The organism is Streptomyces sp. NPDC012466 (assembly GCF_042955215.1).
Lineage (GTDB): Bacteria > Actinomycetota > Actinomycetes > Streptomycetales > Streptomycetaceae > Streptomyces.
This window is the reverse complement of record NZ_JBIBEQ010000001.1, coordinates 1,446,771-1,464,857: the sequence shown is the minus strand read 5'-3', so window position 1 is coordinate 1,464,857 and position 18,087 is coordinate 1,446,771. Positions and strand designations below refer to the sequence as shown.

General features: G+C 68.7%; 4 protein-coding genes. All 4 read left to right on the top strand.

Going from position 1 to position 18,087, the window contains the following annotated elements; genetic code table 11:
* The first annotated feature begins 55 nt into the window (after positions 1-55).
* From ACFY9E_RS06450 to ACFY9E_RS06435, 4 genes are read left to right on the top strand one after another with little or no spacing between them, the layout of a single operon-like run.
* Positions 56-3,271 carry an SNF2-related protein gene (locus tag ACFY9E_RS06450; RefSeq protein WP_390979866.1) on the top strand — a complete coding sequence of 1,072 codons (3,216 nt, stop codon included), beginning with the start codon at positions 56-58 and terminating at the stop codon, positions 3,269-3,271.
* The gene (locus ACFY9E_RS06445) at positions 3,268-8,874 is read left to right on the top strand and encodes a hypothetical protein (protein ID WP_390979864.1); all 5,607 of its coding nucleotides are present in this window, start codon (positions 3,268-3,270) and stop codon (positions 8,872-8,874) included. The genes ACFY9E_RS06450 and ACFY9E_RS06445 overlap by 4 nt, the downstream gene beginning before the upstream one ends.
* Positions 8,871-15,689, top strand: coding sequence for a DEAD/DEAH box helicase (locus ACFY9E_RS06440; RefSeq protein ID WP_390979862.1), 6,819 nt, complete (start codon positions 8,871-8,873; stop codon positions 15,687-15,689). The genes ACFY9E_RS06445 and ACFY9E_RS06440 overlap by 4 nt, the downstream gene beginning before the upstream one ends.
* The gene (locus ACFY9E_RS06435) at positions 15,686-18,025 is read left to right on the top strand and encodes a UvrD-helicase domain-containing protein (protein ID WP_390979860.1); all 2,340 of its coding nucleotides are present in this window, start codon (positions 15,686-15,688) and stop codon (positions 18,023-18,025) included. The genes ACFY9E_RS06440 and ACFY9E_RS06435 overlap by 4 nt, the downstream gene beginning before the upstream one ends.
* Positions 18,026-18,087: the final 62 nt, after the last annotated feature.

Below are 18,087 nucleotides of genomic sequence, written 5' to 3'. Positions count from 1 at the left end.
CGGCAGTGGGAACGGTATGCGGGACGTCAGGGACGATGAAGGAACGGAGCGGTTCGTGAGTGGTGCGGGGGCGGGCGATGGCACGACGGTGGCGGGCCAGGGGACTTTCGACTCGGTGGACGGCTCGACGGTCCGTGAGCAGACCGCACCGGACGCCCCGTCCGCGGCCGGGCCGCGCTCGCGCCGTCCCAGGTTCGCCCCAGGATCCCAGGTCGTGGTGCGCAACGAGCAGTGGCTGGTCAAAAAGGTCGCCGACACCAGGTACGACGGCTGGATGGTCGAGGTCACCGGCGTCTCCTCCCTGGTGCGCGGCATGGACGCCGTCTTCTACGAGAAGCTGGACCACATCGAGCCGATCGACCCCGACAAGACCCGGCTGGTCCCCGACTCATCGCCGAACCACCGCAAGGCGCGCCTCTACCTGGAGGCCGTCATCCGCAAGACCGCGCTGCCGCAGACCGAGCACGGGCTCGCGCTGGTCGGCAACTTCCTCATGGACCAGCAGACGCACCAGCTCCGCCCCGCCGAGCTGGCCCTGTCGAAGGACAACCCTCAGCCGCGTGTGCTCATCGCGGACGTGGTGGGTCTCGGCAAGACCCTGGAGATCGGCATTCTTCTCGCCGAGCTGATCCGCCGGGGCCGCGGTGAGCGCATCCTCGTGGTCACCCCGGCGCACGTCTTGGAGCAGTTCCAGCGCGAGCTGTGGACCCGTTTCTCCATCCCGCTCGTCCGCCTCGACTCCACCGGCATCCAGCGCATCCAGCAGGACATTCCGGCCGGCCGGAACCCGTTCGCCTACTTCAAGCGGGCGATCATTTCCGTGGACACCCTCAAGAGCGACGTCTACGCCCACCATCTGGAGAACACCGAGTGGGACGCCGTCGTCATCGACGAGTCGCACAACCTGGTCAATCGTGGAACAAAGAACAACGATCTGGCCCGGCTCCTCGCCCGCCGCAGCGACGCCTTCGTGCTGGCCTCCGCCACCCCCCACAACGGGGACGCCGAGTCCTTCGCCGAGCTGATCGGCATGCTGGACGAGGCCGCGATCGCCGACTCGTCGTCGTACGACGTGAAGGACCTCAAGCACCTCTACATCCGCCGCACCAAAACAGACCGCGAGGTACGCGACTCCCTCAAGGGCGAGTGGGCGGACCGCGGCCCGTCCCGCCCCGTCCTCGCCAAGGCGACCGCGAAGGAGGAGGCGGTCCTGGAGGAGCTCGCCGCGCGCTGGATCCCGCGCGACCCGGCGGCCTCCTCCGTGTGCGTGGACTCGATGGTCGCCTACAACCTGCTGAAGGCGTTCCTCTCCTCCCACCGAGCCTTCCAGGTCTCCGTCGCCGCCCGGACCAAGACCCTCGAAAAGCCCCTGAAGGGCCGCAAGGGCCAGGACCCCGCGCAGCTGGAGGCGGCGCGACAGATCGAGCGGAAGGCGATCGTCGACCTGGCCCGGCTTGCGAACGACCTCGGCGACGACGACTCGTCCAAGCTCGAAGCCCTGGTCGAGGTCCTCGAGGAAATCGGTGTCAAGCCCGGTTCGGACACCCGTGTCGTGGTCTTCTCCGAGCGCATCCCCACCCTGAAGTGGCTGGCCGAGACCATCCCGGCCCGACTCGGATTCCCGCGGGTGAAGCAGCCGGACCAGGGCGAGAAGGAGTCCAAGCCCTGGAAGGCGTACGGCGGGGTCGTCGAGGTCATGCACGGTGACGCCACCGGCGAGCAGGAGCAGCAGCGCATCGTCGAGGAGTTCGGCCTGGCCACGAAGCCCGTCCGGCTCCTGTTCACCGGCGACGTGGCCTCCGAGGGCGTCAACCTGCACCAACAGTGCCACGAGCTGATCCACTACGACCTTCCCTGGTCGCTGATCCGCATCGAGCAGCGCAACGGCCGCATCGACCGCTACGGGCAGAAGAAGAACCCCCGGTTCCGGGCCCTGGTGCTCACCAGCGACGTCGAGTGGCGCACCGACGACGCGACCGGCCAGCCCCTGCCGCTCGACGACCGCCTCGTCGGCGCGAAACTACTCGCCCGCGAGGAGGAAGCGCACCGCATCGAGGGCACCGCAGAAGCGGTCACCGGGATCTACAAGGCGAAGGAGGAAGAGGACCGGCTCACCCGCGACCTCATCGCCGGCCGCACCGTCGAGGAGTCGATCAAGCAGTCGTCGTCGACAGCGGGCGGCGGAGTGAAGGCCATGCTCGCCAAGGCGATGGGCAACGTCGGAGCGAAGAAGCCGACGGACGACATCCCACGCGCCACCGTGCCCAGCCTCTTCGGCACGGTCGGCAGCACCACCGCCACTTCCGACTACTTCGACGAGGCCCTCCGCCAGGTCTGCCACCCCATCAGCCCCGACATCGCCCTCAAGCTCCGGCGCGAAGGGGACGGAACCATCGCCTTCCAGCCGCCGCCGGACCTCCTCCACCGTCTGAAGGCCCTGCCCAAGTCCTATCTGACCGAGCAGGAAATCCTCCCCACGGCGAACAGGGAGGCGCGCATCCGCCTCACCTTCGACAAAGGCCTCGCCGGCAAGCGCCTGAAGGTGGCCCGTGAGGAGTCCGACAGCCAGTGGCCCAACGTCAGTTACGTCTCCGACGTCCACCCCGTCCTGGACTGGGTTACTGACAAGGCGCTCGCGGCGCTGCGCCACGACGAGGCGTTCGTGCTCGCCTTCGACCCGGATCGTGAGAAAGCCAAGGACATCGATCCGGAGTTGCCCGCCGCTCTCGACGGCCCGGTCTACCTCCTCCAGGGCATCTACTCGAACAAGGCCGGACGTCCCACCGTCGTCGAGTGGATGGCCGTCACCGGCCTACCCGACGCCCCGCGCACCTACCGGATGGACAACGCCTTCCTCGCCGCCTGCCGGGTCGGCCCGAGCATGCCGGGGCGTGCCACTCCGGTGAACAAGGACGCGCTCCAGCGCTGGGTGCCGGCCGCGGTCGGCGAGGCACGCCGGTTCCTGGCGGGGCGTGAGGCCGCGTACTCGCAGCAGATCGAGGCGGTGCTCGCACCGTTCGAGAAGCGCGTCACCGAGTGGAAGCAGGCCGCGCTGTTCACCGCGGAGGCCCGCCGCTCCCAGAAGAAGAAGAACGACGTGAACCTCACGGCCGACCGGCGCCGGACGCTGATCCGCTCCCTGCGGACTTCAGGTGCGCCGCTGCTGCGGCTCCTCGCCGTCCTCGAACCGCTCGCCGCCACCCCCGCACCGCACACTGACGAGCCCGCCGCGACCGACCTGCCCGACGCCGGAGAGACGACTGCCCGATGAGCACCGACTTCGACTCCTTCTCCAACCGCGGCGAGTACCTGTCCGCCCACTATTTCGCCGAGCAGCTCGCCGACGGCCTCAAGAAGGGCGTGTTCGCGGTCTGGGCGGACCGAGAGTCCGACGAGAACGACAAGCGCACCACACCGCGCGTCGCCCTGCGCGGCCTGCGCTCCGTCTACCTCGACGAGAAGTACCGGGGGTTCTTCGCCGAGCAGGCCAAGGCGGACGCGGAGGACGACGAGCACCCCGACAAGGAGGGCTTCGAGGAGCGCCTCAACACCTATGAGGACGAGGAGTGGTGCGAGCGCGTCGCCGACTGGCACCGCAAGGTGCTCACCGCCCTCGGTTACCCGGGAACCGACGCCGAGGACGGTCCGCGCGAGCTGACCGTCCACCGCGCCGGGCGCGACCACACGGTGAAGGTCGCCTGGCACGGAGACGGCATCGTCGCCGTCGACTGCGGCTGGTCCGCGAGTAATGACACCGCCCTGGACGCCGACGGCTACGGCCGTCTGCTCCACCCGCTGAGGACGGTGGGCAACGGCGAGACCTACGAGTCGGGCCACGCGCTCGCCACCTGGCTGTTCCAGAGCGAAGTGGGCGGCGAGGGCGGCAGCGCCCCGCGCTTCGTCCTGCTGCTCTGCGGCGGCGTGATCGTCCTCGCCGACCGGCAGGCATGGGGCGAGGGCCGCTACCTCGCCGCCAACCTCGACGCCGCCCTGGAACGCTACGACCGCCGGCAGACCGGCGAACTCGCCACCATCGCCGGTCTGTTCAGCCACGACGCGCTCGCCCCGGCCGAGGACGGCAAGGGCCCCGCCATCGACGCCCTGGTCAAGGCGTCCCGCGACAACGCGGTCGGAGTCTCCGGCGAGCTGCGTCAGGGACTCCAGAAGTCCGTCGAAATCATCGCCAACGAGGTGCTGGCCCGGCTGGAGGAGACCGGTCTCGAACCGCGCGACCTCGAAAAGCCGGGGGAGCCCTTCGCCCGGCAGCTCACCAGCGAGGCGCTGCGCTACCTCTACCGCATCCTGTTCCTTCTGTACGCGGAGGCCCGCCCCGAGCTGGGTATCCTCCCGGCTGACGACGGCACTTATGAGGCCGGCTACTCGGTGGCCCGCCTGCGCGAGATCGTCGAGCGGGACGCCCAGCTCACGGACGAGACCGCCCGCAACGGCACCCATCTGCACGACTCCCTCGACCTCCTCTTCAACAAGGTCAACTACGGGCACCGCGAGTACGGCACCGAGCCGTGGGACGAGCAGGACGGTGACGACGCCGAGACCCGGAAGAAGAAGGCCAAGCAGCGCAGTGAGGGGCGCGGCCTGCGCTTCGAACCGCTGCGGAGCGAACTCTTCGAACCGGCGGCGGTGAAGCTCATCGGCCGCGGCACCCGCGACCCGCGCCGCGACGAGGAGAGCCCTGAGGGCCCGGCCTGGCTCGATCTGCGTCTGCGTAACAGCGCCCTGCACGAAGTGCTGCGCCTGCTCACCATGAAGAAGGCCAAGCGTCGGGGTGAGCGCGGTGGCTTCATCTCGTACCGCAACCTGGGCATCAACCAGCTCGGCGCGGTCTACGAGGGGCTGATGTCGTACACCGGGATCATCGCCGAGGAGGAGCTGTCGGAGGTCGCGAAGGGCGGCGACCCGGAGAAGGGCTCCTGGCTCGTCCCCTCGCACCGGCTCAAGGAGTACGACGAGAAGACCTGGGTCCAGTACGACGAGCGGGACCGCGAGGAGAAGGGCCTGCGCGGGCCGAAGAAGTACCCGGCGGGGACGTTCGTCTACCGCCTCGCAGGCCGTGACCGGGAGACCTCCGCCTCCTACTACACCCCCGAGTCCCTGACGAAGGTCACCGTCGAACTGGCCTTGAAGCACCGCCTCGACCAGGAGAAGGACGAGGCCGGCAACGTCATCAAGACGCGGGCTTCGGAGCTGCTGAAGTACCGCATCTGCGAGCCGGCGCTCGGTTCCGGGGCGTTCCTCAACGAGGCGATCAACCAGGTCGCGGAGGAGTATCTGCGCCGCCGGCAGGACGAGTTGGGCCGCTCGATTCCGACCGCTCAGGCGTTGACGGAGAAACAGAAGGTCAAGGCGTACATCGCGCTGCACAACGCGTACGGCGTGGACCTGAACCGGACGGGTGTCGAGCTGGCCGAGGTCTCTCTGTGGCTCAACACCATGCACCCGGGGATGCGGGCGCCGTGGTTCGGGCTGCACCTGCGGCGGGGTAACTCGCTGATCGGTGGGCGGCGGGCGGTGTATGCGGGGGAGGATGTCTCGCCGCAGAAGGGCAAGCCCGGGTGGCTGAAGGACAACGGCACCCAGGCACCGACGCGGCTGCCGTTCCGCGACAACGAGGCAGGCGGTAAGGAACTGCCGCTGCCGGATGGTGCGGTGCACCAGTTCCTGCTGCCGACGCCGGGCTGGGCGGCGGTTACGCGGGCGGGCGGTGACGCGAAGAAGCTGCTCGGGCAGCTGGCCGGGGACGGCGTGGAGCAGCTGAAGGAGTGGAAGAAGGGAATCCTTCAGAAGCCGGAGCGGAAGTACACGCAGGTCGGTACGCCGAGGGTCGACCGGAAGACCGGGGACGAGGCCGCCTCCCAGTACACGCGGCTGCGGGACGCGGCGCGCCGCGCTGAATTCTTGTGGAAGCTCGTCGTCAAGCGGATGGAGCTGTCGGAGCGGGAGATCGCCCGCAGCATCGACGTCTGGGAAGCCGACTCGAAGGACGAGGAGTTCGCGTTCCTGCGCCGGGCCGAGAACGGTGGTGCGACGCGGCTGTCGAAGGAGAAGGTCTACGCGGACCTCTTCAATGCGGTGGACACGCCGTACTGGCGGCTGAAGCAGGTGATGGACGCCTGGTGCGCGCTGTGGTTCTGGCCGGTGGACAAGGTCGGTCTGCTCGACGGTACGGACGGGGAGTACGCGGCGGAGTCCGTCGACGTGGAGGAGCTGCTCGGCGGGTTCGGCGAGCCGGTGACGCCTCAGGCAGCGCCGCAGGAGGTACGGCCGAGCAACGAACCTGCGCCTGCTCCTGCGGCGAGCAAGCCCGCGCCCCGGTTCGCTCAAGCGGGCTTGCTCTTCCAGATGGCCGGTGATCAGCCCTCCCTCGACGACGCGAGCATGGAGGCGGAGGGCGACTATTTCTACGAGGTGCAGAAGGCCGGCGTACCGAAGCAGCGCAAGAAGCCGACCGGTCCCGCGCCGAAGCGCCGCCGCCCGGTCATCCCGCTCAAGGACCTGAACGACTGGCTGGACTTCCTGGAGTCCATGCTCGGGGTGGGCCCGGTCCCCGACGGCAGTATCGGATCTGACCTCGACAACCTCAAGGACTTGGGGGAGTACGAGAAGCTGCTCCTGGACGAGATGTGGATGGACCGCACCGACCCGGAGGCGCGCTACCCCTGGATGGGGGTCGTGAGGGAAATCGCGGAGGAACAGGGCTTCCTGCACTGGGAGTTGGACTTTGCGCTGGCCTTCGCGGAGGGGGGTGGGTTTGACCTTCAGGTGGGGAATCCGCCTTGGGTGCGGCCGGAGTGGAAGGAAGATCCTGTGCTTGCGGAGCATGAACCTTGGTTCATGCTGACCGAGAGGCAAACTGCGGCTGAAAGGCAGCGTCGGCGCGCAGTAGAGCTGGCTAGGGACGCTGTCGCTTCATACACCGTGCAGGAAGCAACGACGGTAGTGACAATGAGTGACTACCTGTCTGCGTCACAAACCTATCCGCTAGTTGCTGGAAGCCAGCCGGACCTCTACCGCACGTTCATGTGTCAGGCGTGGGACCACACGGCCTCCGGCGGTACGGTGGGTCTACTTCACCGGGATAGCCACTTTAGTGGGAACCGGGAAGCTAACCTCCGTGAGGCTGCCTACAAGAGGCTGCGTGTGCATGGAGGATTTTTCAACGCGGGGAACAGATTCTTCCCCGTTCCGGTCAGCAGGGCTCTCACCTTTGGTGTACACATCTATGGACAGCCTGGGGATATTGGGTTCGACCACCTGTCGTGGCTGTTCTCAGCTGATGCACTGCGTCTGTCCTATCAGGACGATGGCTCGGCCCCTGATCCGGGGGTGAAGTTCGGCAACGACTGGGATGAGCGCCCCCACCGCAAACGCCTTGTTCGGGTGACTTCCGAAGTGCTCACTCAGTGGCAACGCCTGACTGGAGAGGACGGACGTGCCACCACGACGCGGTTGCTCTCACCGGTGGGTACGGCTGAGTCCCAGGCTATTGCCGCACTCGCGGAGTACCCAGTACGGCTCGGCACCTTTGCTCCCAGGATTAGCAGAGGTTTCGATGAGAGCGGTGCTAGGGCGTCTGGCTTGATCGATCACAACGTGGGGGTCGGAGGTGCCGCGCGGTTTCGGCCGAGCGGCTGGGACTCGGTGGTCCTCAAGGGTCCTCAGATCGGTGTCTCGAATCCATTGCTCAAGAGCCCAGGATCAGTACCGGGTGAGATGGAGCCCATAGACCTGCGTTCCATCGATGATGCCTACGTCCCTGGTACCGAGTACGTCAGAACGGCAACCGAGGACAAGTTCGACGAAAATCAGGACCGATGGTTTGACGCGGGTCAGTTCAAGGCTGCACTCAAGGACCCGCAGCAGCTGGTCTCCCTTGCTCATTTGATCGCTGAGGAGAAGGAAATCGACTCGAAGGAGGTGACCGAGGAAGAGGTACATGCGCGGCTTCGGGCTCAGTCGATGCGGCCGTACTCGGCCTTCTATCGAATTTCCTGGCGGGAGATGATCTCTGCTAATCGTGAGCAGGTGCTTTGTGCCTCACTCATCCCACCTGGACCCACGCACATTCACGCAGTGCGCAGTGGAGCGCTTCTCGACAACCGGCACACGGCCCTGTGGGCTGGGTTCTGGTCCTCCATGCCACTCGATTACCTGCTCCGAACTGTCGGGGTAGGCCATCTCGACGTCTCTGGAGCACGCAACCTCCCGGCCCCGGCACCGAACCACCCCCTTGCTTCCGCCCTGCTTCTTCGGACCCTCCGATTGAACTGCCTTACCGATGCGTACTCCGACCTGTGGGAGGAGCTGTTCGATGGCACTTGGGCTGCCTACGAGCCTTGGGCACACACTTGGCCGCTGATGACTACCCAGCTTCATCAGGTGGGACCCATGTGGAACCGCGACACACCGCTCCGAACCGAGTACGCGCGCCGCTCTGCACTTGTTGAGATCGATGCCCTCGTTGCTGTGTGGTTGGGGGTATCAGCTGACGCACTAGCGACCATGTTCAACTCCCGGCTTCCGATCATGCGGGGCTTCGACGAGGTGACCTGGTTCGACGCCACCGAGCGCAAGATCGCCGGTGACCGCTACACATACGGCCACGGCCAGGACAAGGACCACTGGAAGCAGTTCGAGAAGTACCAGACCGACCCCGCCTTCAAAGCCCACCAGGCTGACCCGGAAAACAACCCCGCCCCCCAAACCCCCGTTCCCGACGGCTACACCGCCCCCTTCTACAAGGCCGACCGCGAAACCGAAATGCGCGAAGCCCACGCCTACTTCCAGAAGCGGCTGGATGAAGCCGTGGCCGCCGGCAAGTGGGACCCGGTCAAGCAGGAGGTGCCGAAGCCGTGAGGCCGACGCTCGAAGCGGAGGGGCTGAAGGAGAGCTTGCTTCAGTACCTCTCCACGACCTACGCCCTGACCGACGAGGGCGCGCGGAAGGCGCTGCACGGGTTCCTCGGAGACGACAACTCCGGCATGTTCCGGGGACCGTTCCTCCGCCTGCGCACTCCCTTCGTTCCGGCGGACCCGTCGTGGGAGCAGTACCTCGACTGGCGACGCACGGACGGCTGGACGCCGTACGCCCACCAGGCCGTGGCCTTCGAGCGGCTCTCCTCCGCAGGCGGCCGGACGCCCCGGCCGACCCTCGTCACCACCGGTACCGGATCCGGTAAGACGGAGTCCTTCCTCTACCCGGTACTCGACCACTGCGCCCGCGAGCGGGCCGCCGGGCGCGGCGGTGTCAAAGCCGTGTTCCTGTACCCGATGAACGCCCTCGCCACCGACCAGGCGCAGCGCATCAACGGGCTGCTCACCGACCACTCGGAACTCAGCAAGGTCCGGGCCGGTCTCTACATCGGTGAGCGCGCGGCCACCCGGTACGGCCGCGTGTACACCGACCGGTACGACATGCAGGTCACGCCGCCGGACATCCTGATCACCAACTACAAGATGCTGGACCTGCTGCTCCAGCGTGCCGACGACGCCGCGATGTGGGCGGGCTCCGACATCCGGTACGTCGTCGTCGACGAGTTCCACACCTACGACGGCGCGCAGGGCACCGACGTGGCGATGCTCCTGCGCCGGCTCGCCTCCGCCGTCGGCGCCTCGGAGAAGGGGCGCCCGCTCGGTCGTATCTGTCCGGTCGCCACCTCCGCGACCCTGGCCTCCGGGACGGACGCCGACGGAGCGCGGCAGTTGCTCGACGTGGCGACCCAGGTGTTCGGCACCGAGTTCACCCCCGACAGCATCGTCGGTGAGCAACGATTGACGGTCGGTGAGTTCGCCCCGGACGGCGACTTCGACCCGCTGTTGCCCGTTCCGACCCCCGACGAGCTGGCTGCCCTGCCCGATCCCACGCTCGGCGACGAGGAGTTCGCCGCTCTCGCCGAGGTCGTCACCGGCAGTCGGGACACCGACCCGTTCACGCTCGGCCGGGTGCTGAAGCGGCATCCGCTTACCGCCGCCGTCCTGCACGCCCTGGACGGGCAGGTACGGTCCATGCCCGAGGTCCTGGACCTGATGTGGCGCCGCGGTGCCCAGGCATGGGGCCGGACCATCACCCTGCGCCCCGAGGTGGCAGCGAAGGCGCTCGCCCGCTTCGTCGCGCTGCTCTCGGTCGCCCGTGACCCGGCGTCCACGCCGAAGGAGCCGCGCCCCTTCGTACAGGTTGAGGTCCACCAGTGGGCCCGGTCCGTGTCCCGTCTCGTGCGGGGCGTACTGCCGTGGCCCAAGGCCGAGTTCCAGTGGGACACGGCCGGCGCGCCCGAGACATCCGAGGAGGCGGCGGCGCGCACCGCGCCCGTCACCACGGCGACCGAGGGGCAGTCGGCGAACCTGTTCCTGCCCGCCGTGTACTGCCGTGACTGCGGGCGTTCCGGGTGGGCGGTCTTCACCCCGGAGTCCGACGACCTGGACGTCGAGGTCGACACGCACAAGATCCGGCGGGCGTCGGTCAGCCAGGACAAGATGCGGGTGCGCAATCTCATCGCCGCCACCGATGGCGAGGCCCGGGAAGGCTCCGGAGCCGCGCCCATGGAAGGGGCGGGTCGCGCCGCCCAACGTGCCGACGCCAACGCGCTCAGTGTGGCCGGAGCGGGGCAACTCCGCGTCCTGGACGGTCCGAAGCGCAGGCTGCGGCTGCCCGACCCGGTGGCCGACTACGACCCCGAGACCGGGAGCCCCCGGCTGGCCGGCGCCGACTCGGCGTTCGTCCTCGTCTACCTGGGGGAGACCGCGACCACCGCCGCCGAGGAGGACTGGTGTCCGGCCTGCGGCTCGCGCAACACGATCCGCTTCCTCGGTACCGGCGCCGCCGCGCTCGCCGCCGCCTCCGTCACCCAGCTGTTCACGGGCGGGGAACTGGACGAGAAGCAGGGGGAGACCAAGACCCTGATGTTCAACGACTCGGTGCAGGACGCCGCGCACCGCGCCGGGTTCGTCGCCAGTCGTTCGTACACGTTCTCCCTGCGCGCCCTGTTCAAGAGCCACCTCTCCGAGGACGCCCCGACCTCGCTGAACGACCTGATCGCGGACGTGGTCGCCGCGACCACCGACCGCACGACGCTCGCCGCCGTCGTCCCCACCGACCTGCACGACATCAAGGGCGTCAAGAAGCTCCTCTCCGGTCAGGGCCGGGGCGGGGACTACAAGACCTGGCAGTTGATCGGGGAGCGGTTCGCGTTCGAGGCGCTGATGGAGTTCGGGTTCCGGTCCCGCAACGGACGCACGCTCGAACTGACGCGTACCGCCGCCGCGCAGGTACGCATAGCGGACCCGACCGCCGCCGCCGAGATCGTCCGGGCCGCGCACACCGCCCCGTACGGCAAGGGCGGCCAACTGCCCGTCCCTGACCCCCTGGACCACGACCGCTACCTCGGGTTCCTGCGGATCTTCCTGGAGCGGCTGCGGACCCGCGGCGCCATCGGCCACCGCTGGCTGGACGGCTACCTGAAGGAAGCCGGAACCAGCCGCTACTTCATCTGGGGCAAGCGGCCCGTCGGCATGAGGGCCTTCCCCAAGGGCATCGCCGCGCCCGTCTTCCTGCTGAGCGCGCCGAAGTCGAGAAGCGAGTTCGACTTCGCCACCGGACGCCTCTCCTGGTACGAGCGGTGGGCCCAGCGCAGCCTCGGCCTGCCCCGCGAGCAGGCCGCCGAGTTCTGGTCCCGGCTGCTGCCCGAACTCCTCGCCGCCGGACTGCTCGCGGCACGAACTCCCGAGGACAGCAGTCTGCGGATCTACGGGCTCAAGCCGGGTGCCATCGAGGTCCAGCTCCTGAAGGACAGCGAGGTCAACGAGGCGTTCGTGCGCTGCCCGTCCTGCTTCTGGGAACAGACCGTCCACCCGTCCCTGCTCGGTCAGTGGGACGGCCAGAAGTGCCCCGCCTACCGCTGCCGTACCGGTCGTCTCGTCGCCGGCACCCGGCCGGAAGGGCTCGGCCGGCACCAGCGCGACCGCGACCATCGCGAGGACTACTACCGCAGGCTGTACCGCAAGGCCGGCACCTACCAGGTGATCACCGCCGAACACACCGGCATGCTCACCCGCCCGGAACGCGAACGGGTCGAGGCAGCGTTCCGGGACGGCAGCGGGTTCAAGGACCCCAACGTGCTGTCCTGCACGCCCACCCTGGAGATGGGCATCGACATCGGCGACCTGTCGGCCGTCGTGCTCGCCGCCCTGCCCCGCCGCGCCGCCAACTACGTCCAGCAGGTCGGGCGCGCGGGACGGCGTACCGGCAACGCCTTCCTCCTCACCATCCCCGACCGCAGTCGCCGGGACCTGTACTACCTCGACCAGCCCCGCGAGATGATCGCCGGGCAGATCGTGCCGCCGGGCAGCTACCTGTCGGCCATCGAGATCCTGCGCCGGCAGTACCTCGCCCACCTCCTTGACCTCGCCGCGCAGGGGCGGCTCAAGCGCGCCGACGGGCGGACGCTCGCCGCGATCCCCCGTGAAGCGCCCGCCCTCTTCGGTCCCACCGGATACCTCGAAGACCTCGTGGAGGCCGCCCTCGCCGGTGCCGCCGAGCATGTGGAGGCCTTCCTCGGCCTCTTCCCCACCGGCGTCAGCTCCCAGGCCGCCGACGAACTGCGCGCCTACGCCCAGCGCGAGTTGCGCGGCGCCGTCGAGGAGGCGGCACGGCAGTGGAAGCGCGGGGAGGAGGAACTGCGGCGCAGGCTCACCTTCATCGACGAGGCCGTCCGCGAACTGCACGAGGACGACGACGAGCAGCGCGTCCGCAAGGCGGAACTCGAAGCGGAGCACCGGGCCGTCGGCCGACGCCTGATGAAGCGCGGCAACGTGACCGCCCAGCAGGCCCTCTGCGACCTGGGTCTGCTGCCGAACTACGCCCTCCTCGACGCCGTCACCACGCTCAACGCCACGCTGTACTGGTTCGACGGCCCCGACCCGAAGACGGGACGGGAACGCTTCGACTCCAAGATGCGCCCGTACGAGCGGCCCCAGCGCTACGCACTTTCCGAACTCGCGCCGGGCAACACGTTCTACGTCAACGGCTACAAGCACCAGATCACCGGCATCGAGATCGGCAGCTCCACCCGGCCCGACTGGACGCCCTGGCGCTTCTGCCGAGAGTGCGGCTACGTCCGCACCGAGAACGCCGCCGAGGACCGCAGCCCGTGCCCGCGCTGCCACAGCACCGGCATCGCCGACGACGGCTCCTGCCTGCACCACGTGATCGAACCGACCGTCGTCACCTCCCGCGATAAGCGCGACGACGCCCGGATCAGCGACGACAAGGACGACCGCGAGCAGCGCTTCTACACGGTCATCGACGCGGTCGACTTCCCGACAGAGCACATCCAGGCCAAGGCGTCCTGGCGCCACACCCGCGAGACCTTCGGCGTCGACTACTCCCGCAAGGCGGTCATCCGACGGATCAATGTGGGTCCGCTGCGGTTCGACGCCCGCGCCGACGAGGAACTGGCCGGACACGACGTCCGGCTGGCGCCCTTCTACGTCTGCACCGCCTGCGGGGCGGCGAGCGCCGACGGCAGGCCCGTCTTCGACCACGACACCGACGCCCTCGACACCTCCGCCGTACGCAACCCCGCCGTCAAGCACCACCAGCCCTGGTGCCCGCTGCGCCGGGGGAAGAGAGGGCCGGACGCGCCGAAGCAGGAACCGGTGCTCCTCGCCCACCAGCTCACCACCGAGGCACTGCGCATCCTGCTGCCGGCCGCGACCGTCCTCGTCGACGAGAAGGTCCACTCCTTCCGGGCCGCGCTACGGCTCGGCGTCGACCGGCACTTCGGCGGCGACCCCGTCCACCTGGACACCACCCTCGCCACGATGCCCGACGGGGCCACCGGCGAGAGGCGGCACTTCCTCGTCCTGTACGACCGGCTGCCCGGAGGCACCGGCTACCTGGACCGGCTCAAGAAGCCCGACGCCTTCCGCGACACTCTCGCCGAGGCACGACAGCTGCTGATGGCATGCCCTTGCAAGGAAGAAGGGCGGCGCGCCTGCCACCGCTGCCTGCACCGCCACGCGGAGGAGCGGCACCAGGACGTGGTCTCGCGCAAGGACGCGCTGGAGATCATCAACAGTCTGCTCGGTCCCGTCGACGAGGACGGCCGTCCGCTCACCGACGACGAGGGAAACCCGGTCAGCCACTGGGCCACCAAGGAGATTCCGACCACCGCGGCGATCGGCCTGGACCGGCAGGTCGAGTCCGACCTGGAAGCCCGCTTCCTCGCCGCCCTGCGCACCTGGAGCACCGGCCAGGACGACGCCGCTCTGGAGGAGAGCGGTGCGCACAGCGGCCTCCTGCGGTTCGCGGGGGCCGCGGCCTGGCGCATGACCGCCCAGCGCGACGAGGAGTTCACGCGGACCGACTTCACCTTCGAGAGGACCGACGGCACACCCCAGAAGGTGCACGTCTTCCTCGACGGTCACCGCTTCCACGCCACCCGCACGCACAACCGGATCGCTTCCGACTGCCGGAAGCGGGACGAGCTGCGAGCCGGCGGAGCCCTCGTCTTCCAGATCACCTGGGACGACCTCGAACTCTTCGAGAAGGGCGAACGCGCCAAGGACCGCCCGGTATGGCCGCCTTACCGGCGCACCGGCCAGGACACCGCCAAGGACTGGTACGAGGAACTCGGCGGCGACCGCGCCGACCTCGCCGACGCCGTCTTCGCCAACCCCATCGACACGCTCCTCGGCTACCTCCGCGACCCTTCCCGCGCCCGCTGGGGGCGGCGGGCCCAGGCGCTGGTCGGCGGGCTCCTCAGCGCGCCCGAGCCGCTGGCTCAGAACGTCGATCCCGTGCAGGCCCGTGCGGCCCTGCGCAGCGCCCTGGGCTCCCTCGCGAAGGGCGGGAACCCGACGACCGACGTCGAACCCGTCACCGGGAACGGCGAGATCCTCGTCCTGTCGGCCACCGACGAACACGGCCTGCCGCTGCTCTACACCGTCGACCCGTCCGGCGGACCGGACGGCACCGCCGGGGTCGGCTGGGGCGCCCTCGCCGTACTCGACGACCAGGACGACCACCAGCTCGGCACGGCCGAGCACAAACTCCGGTGGCGCTCCTGGCTCTACTGGTCCAACCTCCTCCAGTTCCTCGCCTTCACCGGCGGCGACGGCGTGCAGCTCGCCGGCAGCCTGGCCGCCGACTTCGCCGTGGAGGCACTGCGGGTCTCGGGCGGCCCCGGGGAGCTGGAGACGCTCATCACGCGGCTGCACCCAAAGACGGCAGCCGCCGATGCTACGGCTCCTGCGGACGTCATAGAGCCGACGACGACGGACCGGTCCGCGACCTCCTCCTCTCTGGAGCAGGCGGTCGAAGGCCTGCTCCGGGACGCCGCCTGGGACGAGGACATCCTCGAACTCCTCGAAGAGGACGAGCCCGACTCCGACCTCACCCGGCTGGCGAAGGCACTCGCTGCACGCGGCAAGAAGGCCCCGGTCTTCGGCTACGAACTGGGCGACCGCGGCTGGCAGGCCGACTTCGCCTGGTCCGGTGCCACCAAGGTGGCGGTGTTCGTCGACTCCGACGCCCACGACAGCGAGGAACGCAAGAAGCGGGACGACGCCTACACCGGCGACGGCTGGACCGTGCGCACGGCAGCGGACTGGCTCGAACACCTCGACACCCTGCTCACCCTGCTCCCGGACACGGAAGGCCCCACCCACCGATGACCGCACGGCTCAGCCTGTACGAGAAGGCCGAACAGGAGCTGTACAAGCTCGACCGCTCGGTCAAGGGCAAGTTCTACGACTTCTGCCACCGCTTCCGGCAGAACCCCGACCACCCCGGTCTCGACCTCAAGCCGCTCAAGGGCGACGGCCGCGTTTACCGCGCCAAGATCGACCAGTCCTACCGCGCGCTCCTCGCCAAGATCGGCATCGATGGTGCCGGCCGCGAGAAGTGGCTGGTCGTCGCCGTCCGACACCGCAAGCACGTCTACGAAGAACTCTCCGTCGCGATCAACCGCATCACCGGAGAGATCGAGTTCGTCGACCTCTCTGTGGTGGGCCAGAGCGTCCTCCAGCGGGCCGGGATGACGCTCACCCCTGCCGAGCAGCCGGAAGCCGCGGACGAGCCGGAGACGTCCGCCCCCGTACCGGCCACCGCCGAACCAGCGGACGACACGCCCGCCGCTCCCGAGGGCGAGCCGCTCCTCGCCGATGTCACCGCCGAAGACCTCCGCGACCTCGGCGTCGCCGAACAGCTCATCGACCTCGCCCTCGCGGTCACCGAGAGCACCGAACTTGACGCTCTCGTCTCCGGTGCCCCACTCCTCACCAAGGACATCCTGTACGGCCTCGCGGCAGGCCTGTCCATCGCGGACGTGCGCAAGGAGATCACCGCTCCCGTCGACGTCGAACTCGACGAATCGGAGCGGCACGACCTGGACGCGGCGCTCGCCCGCACCACGGTCACCACCATTGACGACGCCCTCAAGGACATCATCGAAGAGGGCGACTTCCGAGCTTGGAAGGTCTTCCTCCACCCCGCCCAGGCTAAGCTCGTCGACCGCCCTTACAGCGGCCCGTTCAGGGTGTCCGGCGGCCCCGGCACCGGCAAGACCATCGTCGCCCTCCACCGCGTCAAGCACCTCGCCGAACAGCTGCCCCCCGGCCACAACAAGCCGATCCTCCTCACCACCTTCACCAAGAACCTCACCACTGACCTGCGCGCCCGCCTGGCGTCCCTGCTCGAACCCGAACTGCTGGCCCGTGTCGACATCACGCACATCGACCAGCTCGCCGCCCGCGTCCTCAACGAGAACACCCTCGCCGGGGCCGGGAAGCAGCGCATCTACGACAGCGTCGCGCTGAGCACGCTCCGCCAGGTCCTTCTGGAGCTCGACGAGAAGCGGTGGGACGCGGAATTCCTGTACGAGGAATGGGAGCAGGTGATCCTCGGTCAGTCCCTCGGCACCCGCAAGGCGTATTTCGACGCGCGGCGAGCCGGACGGGGGCGGTCCGTCAGCCGTCCCGAGCGGGCGCAGATCTGGAAGATTCTGGAGCAGTTCACCACCCGTCTCGACAAGGAGGGCCGCGAGACCTGGGGCCAGGCCGCCGAGCGCGCCGCCCGCTTCGAGATGCAGCGCGCCGCCAAGATCGAGCAACGGCAGGAGTACAAGGACGAGATTGGCGGCAAGGACCTCATCCACCGCGACGACAGCTCCGGCATGTACTACCTGGGCCACCGCTACAAGCACGTCGTCGTCGACGAGGCGCAGGACCTCAGGCCTGCACACTGGAAGATGCTCCGCGCCATGGTCGCGCCGGGCGAGGACGACATGTTCATCGCCGGCGACACCCACCAGCGCATCTACGACCAGCAGGTCACCCTGGGGACCGTCGGCGTCAACATCCGCGGTCGCGCGGCGCGCCTCACCCTCAGCTACCGCACCACCCGCGAGATCCTGAACCGGGCCATGGAAGTGGTGAACCCCAAGAGCGACCAGATCACCTTCGACGACCTCGACGACGGCACCGACAATCTCGACGGCTACCGCTCGGTTCTGCGAGGTCCGGCTCCTGAGTTCGTCCGCTGTGAGAGCTGGGACGACGAACTCGCCCAGCTCGCCACCACGCTCCGGGCCTGGCGCCAGGAACTCGCCACCGGCGGAGCCGACGGCAAGGTCCGCGACCCCCGCGGGAACATCGCCGTGTGCGTCGCCGACCGCGAAGCCGTCACCCAGGTCATGTACTACCTGGCGACCGAGGCGGAGCTGACCGTCGCCGAGCTCACCAAGGAGGGTGTCAAGGGAGACGGCGACATCCACGTCGGCACCATGCACCGCTTCAAGGGCCTCGAATACCAGAGGCTCGCCATCGTCGGTGCCCGTGACGGCGTCATCCCCCGCGCTTCGGTGGTCCAGCGCTACCGCGACACGGACCCCCGGCGTCTCGCCCGCGAGGAACTGAAGGCCCGCTCGCTGCTGTTCGTCGCGGCCACCCGCGCTCGCGACACTCTGCGGATCAGCTGGTACGGCAAGCCGAGCCCGTACCTGCCCAGGTAGCGGTGTGCGAGAGCCCTGCCGCCCTTGATCGGGCGGCAGGGCTCACGCTTGACGTTCGACGG